This window comes from Rhodococcus sp. NPDC059968 (genome assembly GCF_042738615.1).
GTDB lineage: Bacteria > Actinomycetota > Actinomycetes > Mycobacteriales > Mycobacteriaceae > Rhodococcus_F.
In genome coordinates, this window is record NZ_JBHWUE010000156.1 from 1 (window position 1) to 15,889 (window position 15,889).

Here is a 15,889-nt window from a genome sequence, read left to right on the forward strand (position 1 = left end):
TTGTGGGTGGTGTGTTTTTGTTTTATTCCCCCCGGGGGGGGGGGGCGGGCCCCCCCCCCGCCGCGGGGGCCGCCCCCCCCGGCGCCAGGCATGTGGCGACGGAGCTGAAGGAGGGCTGGTCGAGCGCTGCGCCCGGAGCGGTTCTGAACCCGCCACGACAGTGCCCCCGGTTCGCCGCGGCGGATACCTCACAGCTTCCAGGTCGTATGGGGTCACGGGCGCAGAAGCTGTTAGTCGTAATGGTCGTCCCGAGCGCTTCACTGGCACACAACCACGTGTTCGGTCGAGTTCGTACGATGATCGCAACACAAACGGATCGGGGGTCCTGCCGTCGGCGCACCGGTATCGGGTGGTACCCGTGCCCCATGGCTGTAGCGCGTAGGCTCCGCCCCGAGATGGTGACGAGAGCGAGGTGATCGAGGCGATGCCCGGCAGGTTGCGCGCGCGGTTCACCAGGTCCGACGTGCTCACCGAACGCCCCGACTTCGCGCTGGTGGGAATCCTGCGGGTGCCGCAACTGCACAACAGTCCCGGGCGGGCCATCACCCGGCGGATCGGCTACGCCCTCGCCGCGTTGGCCGCGGTGGTACTGGTCGTGTACCTCGACCGCGACGGCTACCGCGACGTGCAGGAGAACCCGCTCTCGCTGCTCGATTGCCTCTACTACGCCACGGTATCGCTGTCGACCACCGGCTACGGCGACATCACCCCGATCACCGCACAGGCGCGGCTGGTCAACGTCCTCGTCGTCACGCCGCTGCGGATCTTCTTCCTCATCGTCCTGGTCGGCACCACCCTCGCGGCGTTGACCGAGAACTCCCGCCAGAGCTTCAAGATTCAGCGGTGGCGGCGCAGCACCCGCCATCACACCGTCGTCGTCGGGTACGGCACCAAGGGCCGCGCCGCAGTCGCCGCGATGCTCGGGGCCGGCGCCGACCCCTCGAACATCGTGATCGTCGATACCGATCCGGTGGTGCTCGAGACCGCGTCCGGGCAGGGGTTGGTGACCGTCCACGGATCGGCGACGCAGTCGGACGTGCTGCGGCTGGCCGGTGCCCAGCATGCGTCGTCGATTGTCGTGGCCACCAGCCGAGACGACACCGCGGTGCTGGTGGCGCTCACCGCGCGCGAGATCGCACCGAACGTGAAGATTGTCGCCTCGGTTCGCGAGGCCGAGAGCGCGCACGTGTTGCGCCGGTCCGGCGCCGATACCGTGGTCGTCTCCTCCGAGACCGCGGGCCGGCTGCTCGGCGCATCCACCATCACCCCGAACGTGGTGGGCATCATCGAGGATCTGCTCACCCCGGAGACCGGTTTCGCGATCGCCGAACGCCCTGTCGAGTTCAGTGAGGTCGGCGAGTCACCGCGGCAGCTGCCGGACATCGTCCTCGGGGTGGTGCGCAACGGACAGTTGCTGCGCAGCGGAACCTCCGAGATCGAAACACTCGAGGCTGGCGATACGCTGCTCTACATCCGGCAGATAGCGGATTGATCGTGCGGAGATACCGGCAACCCAGCCTCGGCTCCGTCCCATTTCTGGAAATGAAACGGTGTCACCGATCGGCGATTCGTCCGAAAACACCCTGGTCAGAGCGTCTCAGAAGTTAGTGCCGAAACTACGTGTCATAACCGTCGTACAGACCTGACTTTCGGTTACGCTCCGCGCATGGAGTTGGGATATGCCCGGGTGTCGACGAGCAAGCAGGATCTCGCGCGACAGATCGACGCACTCACCAAGGAGGGGATCAACCCGGCGAACGTCTACGTGGACAAGAAGTCCGGTGTCACCACCGAGCGGCCGGGGTTGCAGGCGCTACTCGGGTACGCCCGCGAGGGCGATGTCATCGTGGTGCACACCCTCGACCGTCTCGACCGTCTCGGCCGCACCGTCCGCGACACCCTCAACCTGATTCACGATCTGGACCAGCGCGGCATCGGGTTCCGAAGCTTGGCCGACCCGATCAGCCTATGACGGATTTCGCGAAAGTACTTGCAGCGCAAAGTTGTTAAAGTTCTACAACTTTGCCGGTGATCTCCAGTCAGGCGACACCGGCCGCTGACCGAGGCGCAGCCGGAGCCGTGATCTTTTGGTTGACCAGCATGTTGAGCGAGACACCCTGTTCCTCGGCTTCGATCGCCAGGGTCCGGTGCACCTGCGGGGAAGTGCGCACCATGAACTTGCCGCTGTAGGGACGATCCGCGATCGGGACCGGTGGTTGCTCGCCGGTCAGCGTCATGTCCTCGAGCACTTCACGGACGACGCCGATGACACCGTCGAGTGCCTCGGACTGCGTTTCCGCCAGCCAGGACAACGACGGGAATTCGGCGACGGCCCCGACGAACTCGCCGTCGTCTTCCGACCAGGTCACCCGATAGGTGTAGTGCGATGCGTCAGCCATTGTCAGCCTCCTTCGTGAGCTTGTCGTAGGCGATGACGACCTGGCCGACCTGGTAGGGCTTGGCCTTGCCGCCGCTGCCTTTCTGGATGTTCACTCGCGGGTCGCCCGCCCACGGCATCTTGAACACCGCGTGCGAGGTGCCGCGCTGCCGCGGTTCCGCGAATATGTCGCAGCAGAAGTTGAACAGCTCGGTGTAGGTCACGCTCTGCGGGCTCGCCCTCATCCTCGCGATCAGCTTCGACTGCTTCGACATACCGGCATGGTATCACCGGCGATACCACTTCGTACGTGTCGGCGAGCGCGAAGCGGGGAATTGGAGGCATCAATGCCGAAGGTTCGCATCGAAACACTGCTGGTCAGGTGCTTCGACTGCGGTATCGCTGCTGTTACCCGCGCAGGACGAGCGATCGGCGCCGGGGCGGCGAGTCGCTCGATCGCCGTGCGCGGTGGTGGAGTGAGGTCGCGTGGATGGCTCGTGCTGCGTCGATGGCGGCAGTGGGGGTCAGGCGGCGGGTTCCTTCGCGGCCCACGGCACCTTATTGCCGAGAAGTCCGTCGACACCGAAGCGGCCCGACCCGACGATGGCGAGCAGCAGCGAGCCGACGCCCAGAGCCAGCACCAGCTCGTAGCCACCCTCGCTCACGAAGATGCCCTTGTCGATATGGACGAGGAAGAAGGCGCCGACCATGTCGAGGAAGAGCAGGATGCCGAAGATCGGGACGGCCGCCCCGATGATGAGTGCGATTCCGCCGATCAGCTCGATCCACGTCGCGAGGAACGCCGAGACGCCGGGAAGCGGAACCCCCATGCCCTCGAAGCCGGCGGTCGTGGCGTCGAGTCCGTTGGTGAAGGCCTTCTGCCAGCCGTGGGCGAGAAAGATGATGCCGATGCCCACCCGGGCGACGAGGATTCCCAGACTTCGAACTGCGGGGTTGTTCATCGATGTGCCTTTCATCGAGGTGTGCCCGCGCGACCGGGACGACCATTGGTTGAACAGGAAACGATCCAAAGCACCGCGGGCCCAATGCCTATCATTGTCGCAGAACTCGCGGTGATCGATTCGCTACAGCCCCTGCGCGGAAGGCGGTTCGCTGATGGCGTCGGCAGTGACGATCATGTCGAGTTCGAGGCTGTTCATACCCGCAGCGTCGGTGACATACACAGTGATCGCGGCCAACCACTGTCCGTCGTGGATTTGAAACCAATGCGTTTGAAGCGCCGGCCGCAGACCCGACAGATAGACCGAGGAACTCTTCACCCTCATGCTGACGAAATCGGCGCGGGCCGCTCCCCCACGCCCGAGCGGCAACGCCTTGCTGATGTCCACCCGGACTTCCCGCGGCGGGTCGAATATCCTGATGACCGGGTGCTCCGGCCAGCGTTCTGTCCAGGCGTCGATGTTCATCACAATGCAGCTCGCAGTGGGGCGTGGCCGGTGGACTGGATCTCGGGGACCGTGCGCCAGGCCACCGACCCGGAGTCGCTGCGAATCTCCATGCGGAGCGTGCGACGTGGGAATCCTTTGCCGGCGGCCGCGACGTCGAGGTGCACCGCGGTGACGCGGCCGTGTCCCTCGCCGAGACCGGAGTATCCGGCGACGCGGGACTCGATCCGCAGATCCACCCCGTCCCAGCGCCCGTCGGTCACCAGTAAGACGGCGCCCTTCGATCGTGCCCGCGCCACCACCGCCCGTGCCCTCGACGGCGTCACGGCCGCGCCCGAAAGCCCGAGAATGACCAGGTCAACTCCATCGAGAAGGATCGCCGCGACCTCGACAGCGGAATCCTTCGGCGCAGGCACAAGCGCAATCCGGGAGAGGTCCGCGCCTTGCTCGACCGCGGCGAGCAGACTCAGATCCGGCATTCCGATCACGGCCGCGTGCGAACCCGCTGCCGTGACCGAGGCGAGTAGACCGACCAGCACCGACGTCGTTCCGGCGACGCTGGCGACGGTGCCGCGGGCGAGTCCTCCACGCGGAAGAAGTTTTGCGATCGGAGGGGGCACGGGCAGCGTCCGCAGCGTGGTCTGAGCGGTGGCCACTATCGGCGCCGGTTCGTCGACGGACCGCAGCACCACGGTGGGCATGGCTGGTTCAGTCCCGTCGGATCGGGCGGGAATCGCCGCCATCTTCCGGCGCAGCTGTTCGAGCTTCTCCGCCTTGGTGAGCGCGTCCGATGCGTACGCCGGGGACAGTTCGCTCATGCTTGCCCTCCGTCAACCCGATCCGTCTACATCACCAGTGTAGCCGCGTAGTCGAACACACGTTCGACCGATTGATCGATGGAGTCCTGACCTCTCATCGCAGGTCAGGGGCCGACCGGGCCTCATCCCTTCCGGGAATTCCCGGTCAGGCGGTGGTGGGGATGGTGATGTCCGGGCGGGCCTCGATGGCAGGAAGGAGGTACTGGGGACAGGTGACCAATTGCCGGGGCGCGAGAATCGCTCGGCGGTCGGTGTCGAGGTACAAGCGATAGGCGAGCTGCCCGCGGCGATGGGTGCCGGTGTCTGGGTCGACGGCGCCGAGAAAGTATCCGCGCGTGGCATCGGCGGTGGAGAAGATCGCCCGCGCCCGGTGTTCGGTGCCGGTTGTCCGGGCGCGTTCAGTCGGTGCGTTACGGCGTTCCCTGGTCTGCCTGCACCACGAGGTCCGCGACCACGCCGGGCTGGGACACCATGACGGCGTGCGACGAGGACACTTCGGTGATCCGGGCTCCCGCGCGCGTGGCCATGAACCGCTCCGCGGCCGCCGGAATCACGCGATCGTTCTGAGCGACCAGGGCCCAGCTGGGTGTCGACGCCCACGACGGATCGCCCGACGGTTCGAGGTTCCCGACGAGCGCCGCCGACTTCTGGTGCGCGATCATGCCGGCGACCGTGGCGTCCGAGACGTCCTGGGCGAACACCTCGTGGAAGCGGCCGGGATCGATGTAACCGTCGAGGTTTCTTCCGGCGATTCCGGTGGGATCGTTCTCGACGACCTTCACCTGCAGCACCGGCGGGAGCAGCTGGCTGCCGGGGAACCGGATCGGGTCGAGGTTCAGCATGACCGGCTCGCCCTGCGCCGGGGCGAAGGCCGCCACGTAGACGAGGGCCTCGACGTTCGGCGAATGCACATTGGTGATGACCGCGCCGCCGTACGAGTGACCGACGAGCACCACCGGTCCCGGAATGTCCGCGAGCACCTTCTCGATGGCGGCGGAATCGTACGCCGGTCCGCGCAACGGGTTGTCCGGGACCACGACTTCGTACCCTCGGCCCCGCAGTTCCGCGGCCACCGCATCCCAGCTGGTGGTGTCGGCGAACGCACCGTGGACCAGCACCACCGTCGGCAGGTCCTGGGCGAGGGCCGGTCCGGCCCCCACGGTGAGCGTTCCGGCAGCCGCGATCGCGCACGCGGCAACGGCGGTTCGTAGTCGAAGAAGTCGCATCACTCGTCTCCCGAGTCAGGAAAGAACACAGTGGCTAGGGGTGAAGGGGCCTGCGCGCCAAAAGTTATCGTGCGACGAGAGGCACCATAGGAGAGACACCGTCGTACGAGAGCAACGCCGTGGCCTGGCCCTTCGTCGCTGAGATTACTCGCCCGCAGCGCGGTCGGGATCATTTCGGCTAGCGTGACCGGAGGAGGACGTCCCGCTTGGATACTTCCGTTTCTGCATGGTTATGCGTGACTTCGCAGAGGTCCGCACCCGACCGTCGGTATTGGCGCGGGTATGGGCGCCGGCCCTCTACTTCATTCTCGGCGCCGACGACATGCTGAGGCCGTACGAGTGACGCTGCGCGCCGAACTGCGCGCCGACACCGAATCCCGGTTCCAACCGGCGTACCAGCTTCCCAAGGTGGCGGTGGCTGGTTGACCCGACTCCTGGGCGTCAGTTCGACGCTTGCTCTGCTTGCCATTCTGAGCGTATTCCTGTTGTTGGCGACGGCGTGAGCGTGAACCGGTGCCATGCTGTCGCATACGGCGGCGGCGCAGCGATCAAAACTCAGTAAGGACATCAAATGTCGAAACAGCAAGAGGTTGACGCGCGTTTGCAGAACGCGCTGACCGTGATTCAGAGCGTCACTCCGCCCTTTCTGCCCGCAGACGCGGAAGTGATGACCGTTGTGGTCGAGTGGCCGCCCGGCGATCCCGGGACGCCCCCTCACCGCCACCCCGGCGGACCGTCGTTTGGTTACGTGCTGGAAGGCGAAATGCTGTTCGAGCTGGAGGGGGAGCCGCCGCGGGCCATCAAGGCCGGCGAGGCGTTCTGGGAACCCGGCGGAGACGTAATCCACTACTCGGACGGCAACAACCGCTCCGACATCCCGCTCCGCTTTCTCGTCACGATGATGTGCGCCCCTGGGCAACCGATGCTCGTCGTCGTCGAAGACGACGAGCTCGAGGCGCGCCGCCACCGCCGGGTAGCTTGACCAAGCTGAACCCAGGATGCGCTGGTCGCGGATGGCAAGAACCCACGGAGTCTCGCATCCGGGCACACCCACCTCTCCACGTCGGGTAGGGGACCCCTTTCGGTGTCTCGATCCTGACCACGCCCGCCGCATCAACACCGAACGAAAGGTCCGCAGCCACATCAGCCAACTCGCCGCGCTCGGCTACCGCGTCACCCTCGAACCCGCCGCCTGACCACACCCGCACCCCTGCAAGCCAATCCGGCTCCGCTCTGCTCCCGCCGGATGCTGCCGCCTGCCCACTTTCCAGTTCATTTTCCTGTCGGACGGCGGCGCTGCGGCCTGGCGACACATCGTGCAGCCCGCCGACCGACACGTGAACCCGACGACCCAGACACACGGCACTGACGGAGCCCACGTTCGACCCGGAGGACCGGTGAGAAAAGCCCTCCACGCGGAGAGGACAATTCTCATCATGGACGTCACCGAGAAGCAGCATCTCGACGCGGTGCGCGCACAGCTGGTCCGGCGGTATCAGTTCGTCGATCCGCACCTGGTCGGCGAGATGGTCGACACCGCTCATCACCGGTTCGACGGATGCCGGATCCGGGACTTCGTCCCCCTGCTCGTAGAACGAGCCGCCATCAGGTCTCTCGACGCCGCCCTCGCGGCTGGGGCGGCAACACCCGCCACCGTGCCCGCGGCGGTCCCGGCCGAGCACCACCACATGCTCTGAGGTGGCTCCGGTCGGTTGTCACGAGGGGCCGGCCGGCCGGTCGGAGTGGTCCCGAACCCGATAATCGCGCGGATCTGCGTCCGTGACCGAGTAGGACAGCGACTGGTGCACGAACTCTACGGCGCCTCGCTGTCTGGCGCGGATGGTCAGTGCCGCCGTCATGTTGCCGCCGACCGAGTCCCCGGCCACCGCCAACCGGGAGGCGTCAGCGGGCAGTCACAGCCAGATGTACTCCTCGGCGATCTTGCCGTCGCGCCACTTGGCGACCGTGACCATGCGCTCGCCGTTCTCGAATTCCCCGATCGCACAGGTCCATTCCCCAGACCCGAAGGCAATCGGATGGGAGACGACCTGGATCGGGGTCTCGCCCGTGGTGGCCTTGACGAGGGATTCCATGGCCTCGATGTGTGCGGGCAGTCCCTGCGTGGTGTCCATGCCCTTGACCTCCACCACCACGTCGTCGGTGTGGTAGTCGGAGAACGTCCCGTGCCAGTCCCCGTTGTTCCACCCGATAAAGTCCAGATTGTCCATACCCTGCAGGTTGCGCGCTACCTGGTCCTCGCTCATGAGTCCTCCTCGACAACTTGACCCACCCCGGCGGTGGATCATTCCCAGGTCAAGGACATCACGGCCCTTGCTGTCCGACAACAGGCCGCGCCCCGATACCCGCTCTCCCCCGGGCGGCCGCCCAACGAAGCCTCTAGAACCAATTTCAGCGGTTGCGACATCGGGCTCCCGGTCGGCGGATAGACCGGACCCTCCATCAAAACTGCGAGTTGCAGCAGCCTGGAATACATCCAGCTATGTGTAATCCGCGCGCACCCTTGACTGTGAGTCACAGCTGACCAATCGCCTAGCTCATGATTTTCTCCTCGATTGGTGAAATGCGGCACGACGGCCACTGACGATCGGTGAGCGCCCGGCAACGTAGCAGCACTCGCCGGGCAGGTCGGACACAGTGAACTCCATTCGGTCAGAGGGTCTTGATCAGGCCACGGTCGATCACGACATCGGCGCCGGTGATGTTCCCGGCCCGAGCGGAAGCCAGGAACACGACGAGGTCGGCGACCTCCTGCGGGCTGGTGAAGCGGCCGGTCTCGGTGCTCGCGGCGGTTTGGTCGATGACGACCTGGGCTGCGAGCCCCGCTCGCCCGGGACATCGTCGCGGCGACGCCGTCCGCGCCGGTCCATCGCGCGGTCGTCACCGGGCCAGGACTGACCGTGTTCACCCGAATCCCCTTGTATGCAACTTCTTTCGAGAGCGACTTCGAGAAGTTGGTCAACGCACCACGCACGCCACAGTCACTCGACCAGTTTCCCGTCCGTCGAGACGTCCCGCATCAGCTGAGCTATGTCTTCTGGGACATCGGGGATCTCCTCCCGTTCGAGTCGCCCGGGACCCGACCACACGAGGTTCGCGCGCAGTGCGGGATCGACGTGGGGATAGTCCGAGCGGTTGTGGCACCCACGAGTTTCGCGTCGTTCCAGAGCAGCGTCCAGCGTGGCGCGCGCCGCGATCACCGACGATTTCAGGTCGAAAGCGTGCGCGAGGTCCTGGAAGCCCGCGGCGTCGGGATGCACACCGAGTTTCGCCATCCGATCCTCGATTTCGTCGAGTTCGGACAGTCCGGTACGAATCCCGGCCTCGACCCGGACCACGCCAGCATGCTCGGTCATGGTGTTACGCAGGACGCGCTGCAGGGCGCGTACATTTTCCCGGCCGTCGGCCGTCAAGGCGGTGTCGATCTCGGCACGGGCATCCGAGAGCGCACCCTCGGAACGCCGCTGGGCGGACAGGGCCGCCGAGTACCGGGCCGCCGCCTCGCCGACGATCCGACCGTAGACGAGCAGCTCGATCAGTGAGTTGCCACCGAGCCGGTTGGCACCGTGCAGACCGCTGGATGCCTCGCCGATCGCGTAGAGCCCCTCGACGCCGGTGCTGTGATCCTCCGGCCGCACCCAGACCCCACCCATCGAATAGTGCGCCGTGGGCGCGATCTCGATCGGGTCGCGGGTGATGTCGAGCATTTGCAGCTCCAGCATCGTCTGGTAGACACGTGGCAGCCGCCGCATGATCGTCTCCCGCGGAAGATGCGAAACATCCAGCCAGACTCCATCGTTCAGAGTGCCTCTGCCCTCCTTGATCTCCGTGTAGGCGGCCAGCGCGACCCGGTCGCGGGTCGACAACTCCATCCGCTGCGGGTCGTATCGCGCCATGAACCGCTCCCCCGCGGCGTTCCGGAGGATGCCCCCTTCTCCGCGCGCGGCTTCCGACACCAGCGTCCCGGCGGCATTCTCGGGTTCGATCAACCCGGACGGGTGGAACTGCACGAGCTCCGGATCGCGGATTCGACCGCCCGCGAGCACGGCGAGCCGGAAGGAGTCGCCGGTGTTCTCGTCGCGCCTGGAGGAGGTGCGACGCCAAATCCGGGTGTGCCCGCCGGCGGCGAGGATCACCGCGTCGGCCCGGATCACGTAGCGCCCGCCGTCGTCGAGATCGAACCCGTACGCACCGAACACAACGTTGTCGCGCACGAGAATTCGCGTGACGTAGCAGGTGTCGATGATCCGGATTCGCAGCTGCGCGGCCCGATTCACCAGGGTTCGCTGGATCTCGAGCCCGGTGTAGTCCCCCGCGAACGCCGTGCGCCGGTAGGTGTGCGCGCCGAAGAACCGCTGCGAGATCCGCCCATCGGATTCGCGCGCGAACGGCATTCCCCAACGCTCGAGGTCCTCGATTCCCCGCGCGGCGTTCTCGGTGACCACGCGCACCGTATCGGGGCGCGCCAGCAGATAGCTCTCGGTGATCGTGTCCGCCGCGTGCTGGCGCCAGCTGTCCTCGGCATCTATCGTCGACAGCGCGGCATTGATACCGCCCGCGGCGAGCGTGGTGTGTGCGTCCGCCTTCGGCCGCTTGCCGACCACGAGTACATCGACGCCACGCTCGGCCAGTTCGATCGCCCCGCGCAGACCCGAGCCGCCGGTCCCGATGACCAGGACCGGCGTCGCGATCTGACGCTCGGGCGAGGTGACCATCGATTCGTTCCTTTCGGAACCGAGGCGGTGCGTGCGTGCGGCAGGCCGCCTACCCGCACGATCGGGTCACTGACGGGTCAGCCACTCCGACAACCGGGTCTGCGCAAGTCGCGCGCCCGGGCCGGGCAGCAGCTCGCGGTCGGGCACCGCGCCGAAGTACTGCGCCTGCGGATCGGTGATCACCTCACGCGGATCCCGACGTGCGGTCAGCACCGTGCCGATCCATTGGTCGAGGCCGAACTCTTCCGGCCCCGCGACCTCGACGGTGCCGTTCAGTGGGGCGCCCGCCGCGGTCTCGCCGACCGCGGCGGCCACATCATCGGCGGCCATCGGCTGCACCGCCGCGCCCGACAGCCGCACCGTGCCGTCGTCGGTAGCGGAATCGGCAATCCGCCCGGCGAACTCGAAGAACTGCGTCGCGTGCACAATCGAGTACGGCAGCCCCGAACCCTTGATCAGCTCCTCCTGCGCCACCTTCGCCCGCATGTACCCGGACTCCGGCAACCGCTCAGTCCCCACCACCGACAGCGCCACGTAGTGCCCGACCCCGGCCTCGCGGGCCGCATCGGTCAGGTTCGTGGTGGAGGTCCGGAAGAACTCCATGACCTCGTCGTCCGCGAACGACGGCGAATTGGAGACATCGACCACGACATTCGCATCCTGAAGCACCTCCTTCACGCCCTCACCGGTGAGCGTGTTCACCCCCGTGTTCGGCGCAGCCGGAACCGCCTCGTGGCCGTGTTCGCCGAGCCGGGCGACGAGCTTCGAGCCGATCAGCCCGGTACCGCCGATGACGACGATCTTCATGCTCAATCCTTCCGTTCGAGTGGTGCATCGTGTCAGCGAAGTTCCCCTGAAGTCAGGACACGACGGGTGAGTCGACGATCTCGATCTGCCGCGAACCACGCCCGAAACGTCAAGCTCCGGCGGGACGGAACGATGGCGTTGCGCCGGTGCGCCGCCGGGCACGGCCGCTGGTCAAGCCGGCCGCGCACCCGCGTGACTCGTCGCCCATTCGAGTGCGTAGTCGGCCACCTGTTCCCAGCCGGGCTCGACACCGGTGAAGTGTGAGCGGTCCGGAAACTCGTAGATCTCGGTCAACGCCTCGGAGTTGCGGTACTTCTTGGCGTTCGAGCGGATCACCGAGGGGGGCATCAGGTGATCCTTGCCGCCGCTGATGAACAGCAACGGAGCACGGTCGTCCAGATCGTAGTCGACCCACGTCTCCTGGTGCCCCGGCCTCCAGTTGGCTATCAGGCCGTAGGACCACACCCAGCTGCCGGGCGCCGGGATGTGGAGACGGTCGTAGGCCGCGTCGGAGTCCTCACGGCTACAGGTGTTGGCAAACGCATAGTGGAACTGCTCCTTGGTGAAGCCCACTGCGCGGTGCCGGTTGGCCGGGTTCGACAAGACCGGGAACAGGGACTTGATCTGGGACGGCGGATTGACCCGCACGCCCTCGGTGGGCGCCGTGTCGATCGTCACGGCCGCGGCACCAAGGCCGCGGTTGACCAGCAGCTGGGTGAAGGTCCCACCGAAGGAGTGGCCCATGATGATGGGGGGCGCTTTCAGACCCTCGACCACATCGACGAGATGCTCGAGCGTCGCGGGGACGGTCGCTTCGGCGATTACCTCGGGCTTCTCGCGGAGCGCCTCCACCTCGATCTCGAAGCCGGGGTAGGCCGGCACGATGACCTCATGCCCCTTGGCCCGGTAGTGCTCCGCCCAGCGGTCCCAGCTGCGGGGCGTCATCCATAGCCCGTGGATCAGCACGATCGGCAGGGCGTCGGTCGGCGGCTCGCTCATGATTCTCCTCCCGACGGGTGGCTCCAATGCCACCAAAAAGAAAGGGTTCCACCAGCTTCGATGTCGAGTCCACGGCTATACCCAACGCGTCGGCATGTTCGCCCTCCGCGTTGAAGTTCGCATCGCGTGATCCAAGCTGGGAAGATTGTCTCGGCACGAAACCTGCTCACACCAGCCTCCAGCTTCGTCCTGGGGCGAGAACGTGTCAATGTGTTGGCTGGGTGGGGCGAGCGGATCGATCCACTCCTCGGTCCAGCGCATGGCCCCATCCTTCCACCGACGACACGACCGTCACCCGAGCGTCCGGTGAGGGCGAGGAATCGCTGCACGCGAGTGGACGGCGCAGGTACGGCCGAGATGATCCACGCTCCGCGATCACCAGGGGTGGGTGATCACGACCCCGCTCGGTGGGATGTCGAACTCGGATAGGACAGGATCACCGTCAGCGTCGCGCTGGTCGGTCGCGAGGAGAGGAAGTACTCACCCCAGGTCGCCATCGCAGGGTCCCGGCGGCCGCCGCCACTGATCCCGCCGGCGAGCCACAGTGTCTCGGGATCGTCCGGGAATGACCCGAAATGGGCGGTATTGGTCAGCAGCGTGCCGCCGGGCTCGGTGTATGCGAGAAGACGGAGGCGATGCGGCTGGCCCGAATGGATTCGGTAGCTGAAGTTCATCACCTCCGCGGCGAGGCGGACGTGTCCTCCCGGATCGGGCTCAAGCGCTTCGATGCCGAACAGGATCCCCTCGGTCGTAGAGGCGGAAGTTTCCGACACCGAGGTCGAGCCGTCCCGCTGGTAGATGGTCACCTGATGATCGTCGGTAGCGGTGGGATTCTCGTCGGGCTTGGGTGGGCGTCGCCAGTCGGGCAGGTCGCGACTGCGGATCAGCAACGCGCGCCGGTCTTCCAGCGGCAGTTGCTTCTCGCTGGCGAACTGCTCGGCCAGCGCACGATCAGGGATGGGATCACCCAGGATATCCAGCGCTCGGGAACCCCACTCTCCATGCTCGATCCAGCTGTCGGGCGCACCTGCGAGAGGCACCGCCGAGATCGAGGTCTGCTCCGGCATCCAGGGTCCCTCCCAACCGCATGAAAGGCGATCTCAAAGCAGCGTAACGACGACACTATGCTCAGAGAACAAATCCACCAGACCATCGCCGTCCGAGCTCCGGCGATTGTCAACGTCCGAAACCGGAACCCTCACCGGGACGAGATCGGCGTCCCAGCGCATGTCCGGCAGTGGTCGGCCCTCGTCCCGAAAGCGGATCCCTCACCGGCACGAAGTTCGCCGGCACGTTCGCTCGGAGCAGACGGCACGATCCGACTGCGAGGTGCAGCCAGAGGCAGATGCGTCGGCTGGACACTGCATTTCGCGGGGATGCCGTCTTCGAGGGGACTAACGCCAATTTTCACTCAGCGAGTCCACCCTCATTCGCTGGGTCTGACCATGCGAATTCGTAGCGGACCGTGCATCCGCCGAGCGACGGGACTGGGACGTTGGGTAGGTCGGCTTGGCGTAAGACGGGCGAGTAGTGCGCTGGGTATTCGCTGACTGGTCGACGACCCAGTCAACCGTGACCGGTCGCGGAGATCAACGAACCAGCGCCCGCGTGTCGCCTGCTCGGCGGCCGAGCGCCCCAGAATACTCAATAACAGGAGAGTAGTTCGTGGCCGCATGAGGATGTCCTCCTTGATAGGCCCGCCAGCAATCGTTAGCAATGGCCAGCAGGGATTCGCTTTACAGTCAGCGAGATGCCCTCATTATGTTCGCGCCGTGATGCCCCGCCCCACAGCGAAACGCCTACCCGGCAAACGCATTCAACCCCTCACGGAGCCACGGGCGTCTCCCGAGCGACCCGAAGTTCAGGCAATCAGCGCTCCGCGAAAATCGGCGCTAACGTTCTCACCGTGCCTGTTTCGGTTGTTACCGCGTATCTGCGCTGGTGTTCGGGTGTGTACCGCAGTCGATGCGCGCCGACACCGGGAGAGCTATGTCGTGGCACATAGGGATGCTTCCCCCTGAAACATCCGACCTCGGCGCCATCGCGCACGGGCCTACCATTCTGGCGCGAAGTCCGGGCCTGGAGGTGGGGCTCCGAACGATCATCGCCTACAAGGGTGGGCTGGAGATCGCCGTGGTGGTTGTCGCCACGGGCGCGCATGCGGACGTCGCCGAACGCCAGTACAAGGCGCCGGCCGAGATCGACCCGGTCACCGGGCGCCCGAACCCTCAACCGGTCCGGGGGGGGTGGCCTTCCGCTTCAGCGCCGCCGACGACTCGACCGAGCAACCCTTTCCCCGCCACAGCACCGCCGGAAAGTCGAAGCCCGGCGTGTTCCGGCGCGAATTCTTGTACACCACAAGTGAACTTCCGCGCTCCACCCTCGTGCGGTATCTCGTCGCATGGCCGCAGGTCGGGCTGTCCGCCACCACAGTCGAACTCACGCTCCCTGACCCGGATGATCTGCGTCGCCACATCATCCCCATGCCGAACTAACGGGTCATCAGGGGATGTCGGGTTCCGCCAGGACGAGCGTGCCCGGAGGTGACTGCAACTCCAGGTCAAGCAATTCGGCTACGACCCGGTAGCGTCCAGCCGCCAGATCCTCGATGTCCGATACGAAGTTCACCCGCAGGGACATGCGGCCGCCCGGCGCGAGGTCGGGCAGTGGAGGTGCGTGGGCGAAGACCATCACGCCGGTTCCCAGTGGTTCGCCGTCCGGTCCGAGCACCCACCCGTGGACGGTCATGTGATCGCCGACGTCGTTCGTCCAGAGGTGATCGGCGGTATTGAGTAGATCGATCGACGATTCGGGCAGCGTGCCCACCGTGGCGGTCTGCTCGGCTGGCCACCGCAGTTCCAGGCCCGCCCGCCGGGCCGCGTTGGACCGCCGCACCGGGACCGGGCCGGGATCGGTACTGACGGTCCAGGCTTCCCCGATCCAGTGCAAGAACACCAATACCCACGCATTTCGCCGGTGTGGGTGCGGCGCGACGAAGACGTCTCGCGGGTTGTCGATGAACTCCCAGCTGGGAAAGATCGGTCGCCATCCCTGACGGGGGAGATCGAGCAGATCGTCAGGAGAGCGCAAGGTGAGCTCCCGGCCGCCGATCAGGTCCCACAGCGACGAACCGGGCCCTTCGAGCACCGCCGGGTCGACTTCGAGGGAGCCGAGCCGAACCAGACCCGGGTCTGACCGGTTCTCTTCGGAGTCCGACCTCGTCATCATTGAATTCTCGCGCACTTACGAACCACTTGTTCACAAGATGCCCACCGGCGAACCCGCGTCACCGGTGACGGATCCCTGTCCGGAGAAACCAAGTAGGTTTGCATCTGACGGCGCAGGCGGTCTGTCAGAATCCCGCTTGGCGACCCTTACGGTATGAGAAATCATTGGGTGCCTATCTTGATTGGCGCGGTGACCCTCTCGTCAACCTGGTCTGAGACACAATCGGTGTCCGTAATCAGTGAGGTTCGAGGGCGAGTTCGGAGTAGGAAGCATTGAGTAGCGAAGAGACCGCGGA

Annotated in this window: 17 protein-coding genes and 4 pseudogenes; 6 read left to right on the plus strand and 15 right to left on the minus strand. The window is 65.9% G+C overall.

Annotation, left to right across the window (positions count from 1 at the left end; all coding sequences use genetic code 11):
* Positions 1-424: 424 nt before the first annotated feature.
* Together ACFWAY_RS50040 and ACFWAY_RS50045 are read left to right on the plus strand one after the other, a co-directional pair.
* Positions 425-1,492 carry a potassium channel family protein gene (locus ACFWAY_RS50040; protein WP_378516020.1) on the plus strand — a complete coding sequence of 356 codons (1,068 nt, stop codon included), beginning with the start codon at positions 425-427 and terminating at the stop codon, positions 1,490-1,492.
* A 174-nt stretch (positions 1,493-1,666) separates the two neighbouring features.
* Positions 1,667-1,969 (plus strand): annotated as a pseudogene (locus tag ACFWAY_RS50045) (recombinase family protein); the annotation flags it as partial.
* A gap of 70 nt (positions 1,970-2,039) precedes the next feature.
* Here ACFWAY_RS50045 and ACFWAY_RS50050 read toward each other — a convergent pair.
* From ACFWAY_RS50050 to ACFWAY_RS50080, 7 genes and pseudogenes are all read right to left on the minus strand, one after another.
* Positions 2,040-2,399: a type II toxin-antitoxin system HicB family antitoxin gene (locus ACFWAY_RS50050; protein ID WP_378516021.1), complete on the minus strand. Its 360-nt coding sequence runs from the start codon at positions 2,397-2,399 to the stop codon at positions 2,040-2,042.
* Positions 2,392-2,652: a hypothetical protein gene (locus tag ACFWAY_RS50055; protein WP_378516022.1), complete on the minus strand. Its 261-nt coding sequence runs from the start codon at positions 2,650-2,652 to the stop codon at positions 2,392-2,394. The genes ACFWAY_RS50050 and ACFWAY_RS50055 overlap by 8 nt, the downstream gene beginning before the upstream one ends.
* A gap of 249 nt (positions 2,653-2,901) precedes the next feature.
* Positions 2,902-3,339, minus strand: a complete 438-nt coding sequence (locus tag ACFWAY_RS50060; RefSeq protein ID WP_378516023.1) for a DoxX family protein — start codon at positions 3,337-3,339, stop codon at positions 2,902-2,904.
* A 123-nt stretch (positions 3,340-3,462) separates the two neighbouring features.
* Positions 3,463-3,804, minus strand: a complete 342-nt coding sequence (locus ACFWAY_RS50065; RefSeq protein WP_378516024.1) for a hypothetical protein — start codon at positions 3,802-3,804, stop codon at positions 3,463-3,465.
* Positions 3,804-4,601: a hypothetical protein gene (locus ACFWAY_RS50070; protein WP_378516025.1), complete on the minus strand. Its 798-nt coding sequence runs from the start codon at positions 4,599-4,601 to the stop codon at positions 3,804-3,806. Before ACFWAY_RS50070 ends, ACFWAY_RS50065 begins: the two co-directional genes overlap by 1 nt.
* Positions 4,602-4,746: 145 nt before the next feature.
* Positions 4,747-4,968: pseudogene (locus ACFWAY_RS50075) on the minus strand (N-formylglutamate amidohydrolase); the annotation flags it as partial.
* A 43-nt stretch (positions 4,969-5,011) separates the two neighbouring features.
* Entirely contained in the window at positions 5,012-5,827 is an 816-nt protein-coding gene (locus tag ACFWAY_RS50080) for an alpha/beta fold hydrolase (protein ID WP_378516026.1), read from the minus strand.
* Between the two features lie 571 nt (positions 5,828-6,398).
* Between ACFWAY_RS50080 and ACFWAY_RS50085 the strand changes: the two genes are divergently transcribed.
* The 3 genes from ACFWAY_RS50085 (at position 6,399) to ACFWAY_RS50095 (ending at position 7,524) form a co-directional block, all read left to right on the plus strand.
* Positions 6,399-6,809 (plus strand): cupin domain-containing protein, encoded by a 411-nt coding sequence (locus ACFWAY_RS50085; RefSeq protein WP_378516027.1) that lies wholly within the window; start codon positions 6,399-6,401, stop codon positions 6,807-6,809.
* A 31-nt stretch (positions 6,810-6,840) separates the two neighbouring features.
* On the plus strand, positions 6,841-7,023 hold the full coding sequence (locus tag ACFWAY_RS50090; RefSeq protein ID WP_378496190.1) for a hypothetical protein: 183 nt from the start codon (positions 6,841-6,843) through the stop codon (positions 7,021-7,023).
* Between the two features lie 240 nt (positions 7,024-7,263).
* Positions 7,264-7,524, plus strand: a complete 261-nt coding sequence (locus ACFWAY_RS50095; RefSeq protein WP_378516028.1) for a three-helix bundle dimerization domain-containing protein — start codon at positions 7,264-7,266, stop codon at positions 7,522-7,524.
* A gap of 18 nt (positions 7,525-7,542) precedes the next feature.
* Here ACFWAY_RS50095 and ACFWAY_RS50100 read toward each other — a convergent pair.
* The 7 genes and pseudogenes from ACFWAY_RS50100 to ACFWAY_RS50130 all read right to left on the minus strand — a co-directional run.
* Positions 7,543-7,740, minus strand: a pseudogene (locus ACFWAY_RS50100) (alpha/beta hydrolase fold domain-containing protein); the annotation flags it as partial.
* Positions 7,741-8,091: a hypothetical protein gene (locus tag ACFWAY_RS50105; RefSeq protein ID WP_378516029.1), complete on the minus strand. Its 351-nt coding sequence runs from the start codon at positions 8,089-8,091 to the stop codon at positions 7,741-7,743. It abuts the pseudogene before it with no gap.
* A gap of 406 nt (positions 8,092-8,497) precedes the next feature.
* A pseudogene (locus ACFWAY_RS50110) lies at positions 8,498-8,825 on the minus strand (SDR family oxidoreductase); the annotation flags it as partial.
* A gap of 1 nt (position 8,826) precedes the next feature.
* Positions 8,827-10,560, minus strand: a complete 1,734-nt coding sequence (locus ACFWAY_RS50115) for an L-aspartate oxidase (protein ID WP_378516030.1) — start codon at positions 10,558-10,560, stop codon at positions 8,827-8,829.
* Positions 10,561-10,626: 66 nt separating this feature from the next.
* Positions 10,627-11,367, minus strand: a complete 741-nt coding sequence (locus ACFWAY_RS50120) for an SDR family oxidoreductase (protein WP_378516031.1) — start codon at positions 11,365-11,367, stop codon at positions 10,627-10,629.
* Positions 11,368-11,538: 171 nt separating this feature from the next.
* On the minus strand, positions 11,539-12,366 hold the full coding sequence (locus ACFWAY_RS50125) for an alpha/beta hydrolase (protein ID WP_378516032.1): 828 nt from the start codon (positions 12,364-12,366) through the stop codon (positions 11,539-11,541).
* Positions 12,367-12,758: 392 nt separating this feature from the next.
* Positions 12,759-13,433, minus strand: coding sequence for a hypothetical protein (locus ACFWAY_RS50130; RefSeq protein ID WP_378516033.1), 675 nt, complete (start codon positions 13,431-13,433; stop codon positions 12,759-12,761).
* A 1,179-nt stretch (positions 13,434-14,612) separates the two neighbouring features.
* Here ACFWAY_RS50130 and ACFWAY_RS50135 point away from each other — a divergent pair.
* Positions 14,613-14,861, plus strand: coding sequence for a hypothetical protein (locus ACFWAY_RS50135; RefSeq protein WP_378516034.1), 249 nt, complete (start codon positions 14,613-14,615; stop codon positions 14,859-14,861).
* 7 nt (positions 14,862-14,868) lie between these two features.
* Here ACFWAY_RS50135 and ACFWAY_RS50140 read toward each other — a convergent pair whose 3' ends face one another.
* A complete protein-coding gene (locus ACFWAY_RS50140; RefSeq protein WP_378516035.1) occupies positions 14,869-15,591 on the minus strand; it encodes a hypothetical protein in 723 nt (240 codons plus the stop codon).
* Positions 15,592-15,889 lie beyond the last annotated feature (298 nt).

What these genes read in the sequence shown, in the direction of transcription:
- ACFWAY_RS50040 (WP_378516020.1), top strand. Translation starts at nt 425, where the DNA reads ATGCCCGGCAGGTTGCGCGCGCGGTTCACCAGGTCCGACGTGCTCACC.
- ACFWAY_RS50050 (WP_378516021.1), bottom strand. Translation starts at nt 2,399, where the DNA reads ATGGCTGACGCATCGCACTACACCTATCGGGTGACCTGGTCGGAAGAC.
- ACFWAY_RS50055 (WP_378516022.1), bottom strand. Translation starts at nt 2,652, where the DNA reads ATGTCGAAGCAGTCGAAGCTGATCGCGAGGATGAGGGCGAGCCCGCAG.
- ACFWAY_RS50060 (WP_378516023.1), bottom strand. Translation starts at nt 3,339, where the DNA reads ATGAACAACCCCGCAGTTCGAAGTCTGGGAATCCTCGTCGCCCGGGTG.
- ACFWAY_RS50065 (WP_378516024.1), bottom strand. Translation starts at nt 3,804, where the DNA reads ATGAACATCGACGCCTGGACAGAACGCTGGCCGGAGCACCCGGTCATC.
- ACFWAY_RS50070 (WP_378516025.1), bottom strand. Translation starts at nt 4,601, where the DNA reads ATGAGCGAACTGTCCCCGGCGTACGCATCGGACGCGCTCACCAAGGCG.
- ACFWAY_RS50080 (WP_378516026.1), bottom strand. Translation starts at nt 5,827, where the DNA reads ATGCGACTTCTTCGACTACGAACCGCCGTTGCCGCGTGCGCGATCGCG.
- ACFWAY_RS50085 (WP_378516027.1), top strand. Translation starts at nt 6,399, where the DNA reads ATGTCGAAACAGCAAGAGGTTGACGCGCGTTTGCAGAACGCGCTGACC.
- ACFWAY_RS50090 (WP_378496190.1), top strand. Translation starts at nt 6,841, where the DNA reads ATGGCAAGAACCCACGGAGTCTCGCATCCGGGCACACCCACCTCTCCA.
- ACFWAY_RS50095 (WP_378516028.1), top strand. Translation starts at nt 7,264, where the DNA reads ATGGACGTCACCGAGAAGCAGCATCTCGACGCGGTGCGCGCACAGCTG.
- ACFWAY_RS50105 (WP_378516029.1), bottom strand. Translation starts at nt 8,091, where the DNA reads ATGAGCGAGGACCAGGTAGCGCGCAACCTGCAGGGTATGGACAATCTG.
- ACFWAY_RS50115 (WP_378516030.1), bottom strand. Translation starts at nt 10,560, where the DNA reads ATGGTCACCTCGCCCGAGCGTCAGATCGCGACGCCGGTCCTGGTCATC.
- ACFWAY_RS50120 (WP_378516031.1), bottom strand. Translation starts at nt 11,367, where the DNA reads ATGAAGATCGTCGTCATCGGCGGTACCGGGCTGATCGGCTCGAAGCTC.
- ACFWAY_RS50125 (WP_378516032.1), bottom strand. Translation starts at nt 12,366, where the DNA reads ATGAGCGAGCCGCCGACCGACGCCCTGCCGATCGTGCTGATCCACGGG.
- ACFWAY_RS50130 (WP_378516033.1), bottom strand. Translation starts at nt 13,433, where the DNA reads ATGCCGGAGCAGACCTCGATCTCGGCGGTGCCTCTCGCAGGTGCGCCC.
- ACFWAY_RS50140 (WP_378516035.1), bottom strand. Translation starts at nt 15,591, where the DNA reads ATGACGAGGTCGGACTCCGAAGAGAACCGGTCAGACCCGGGTCTGGTT.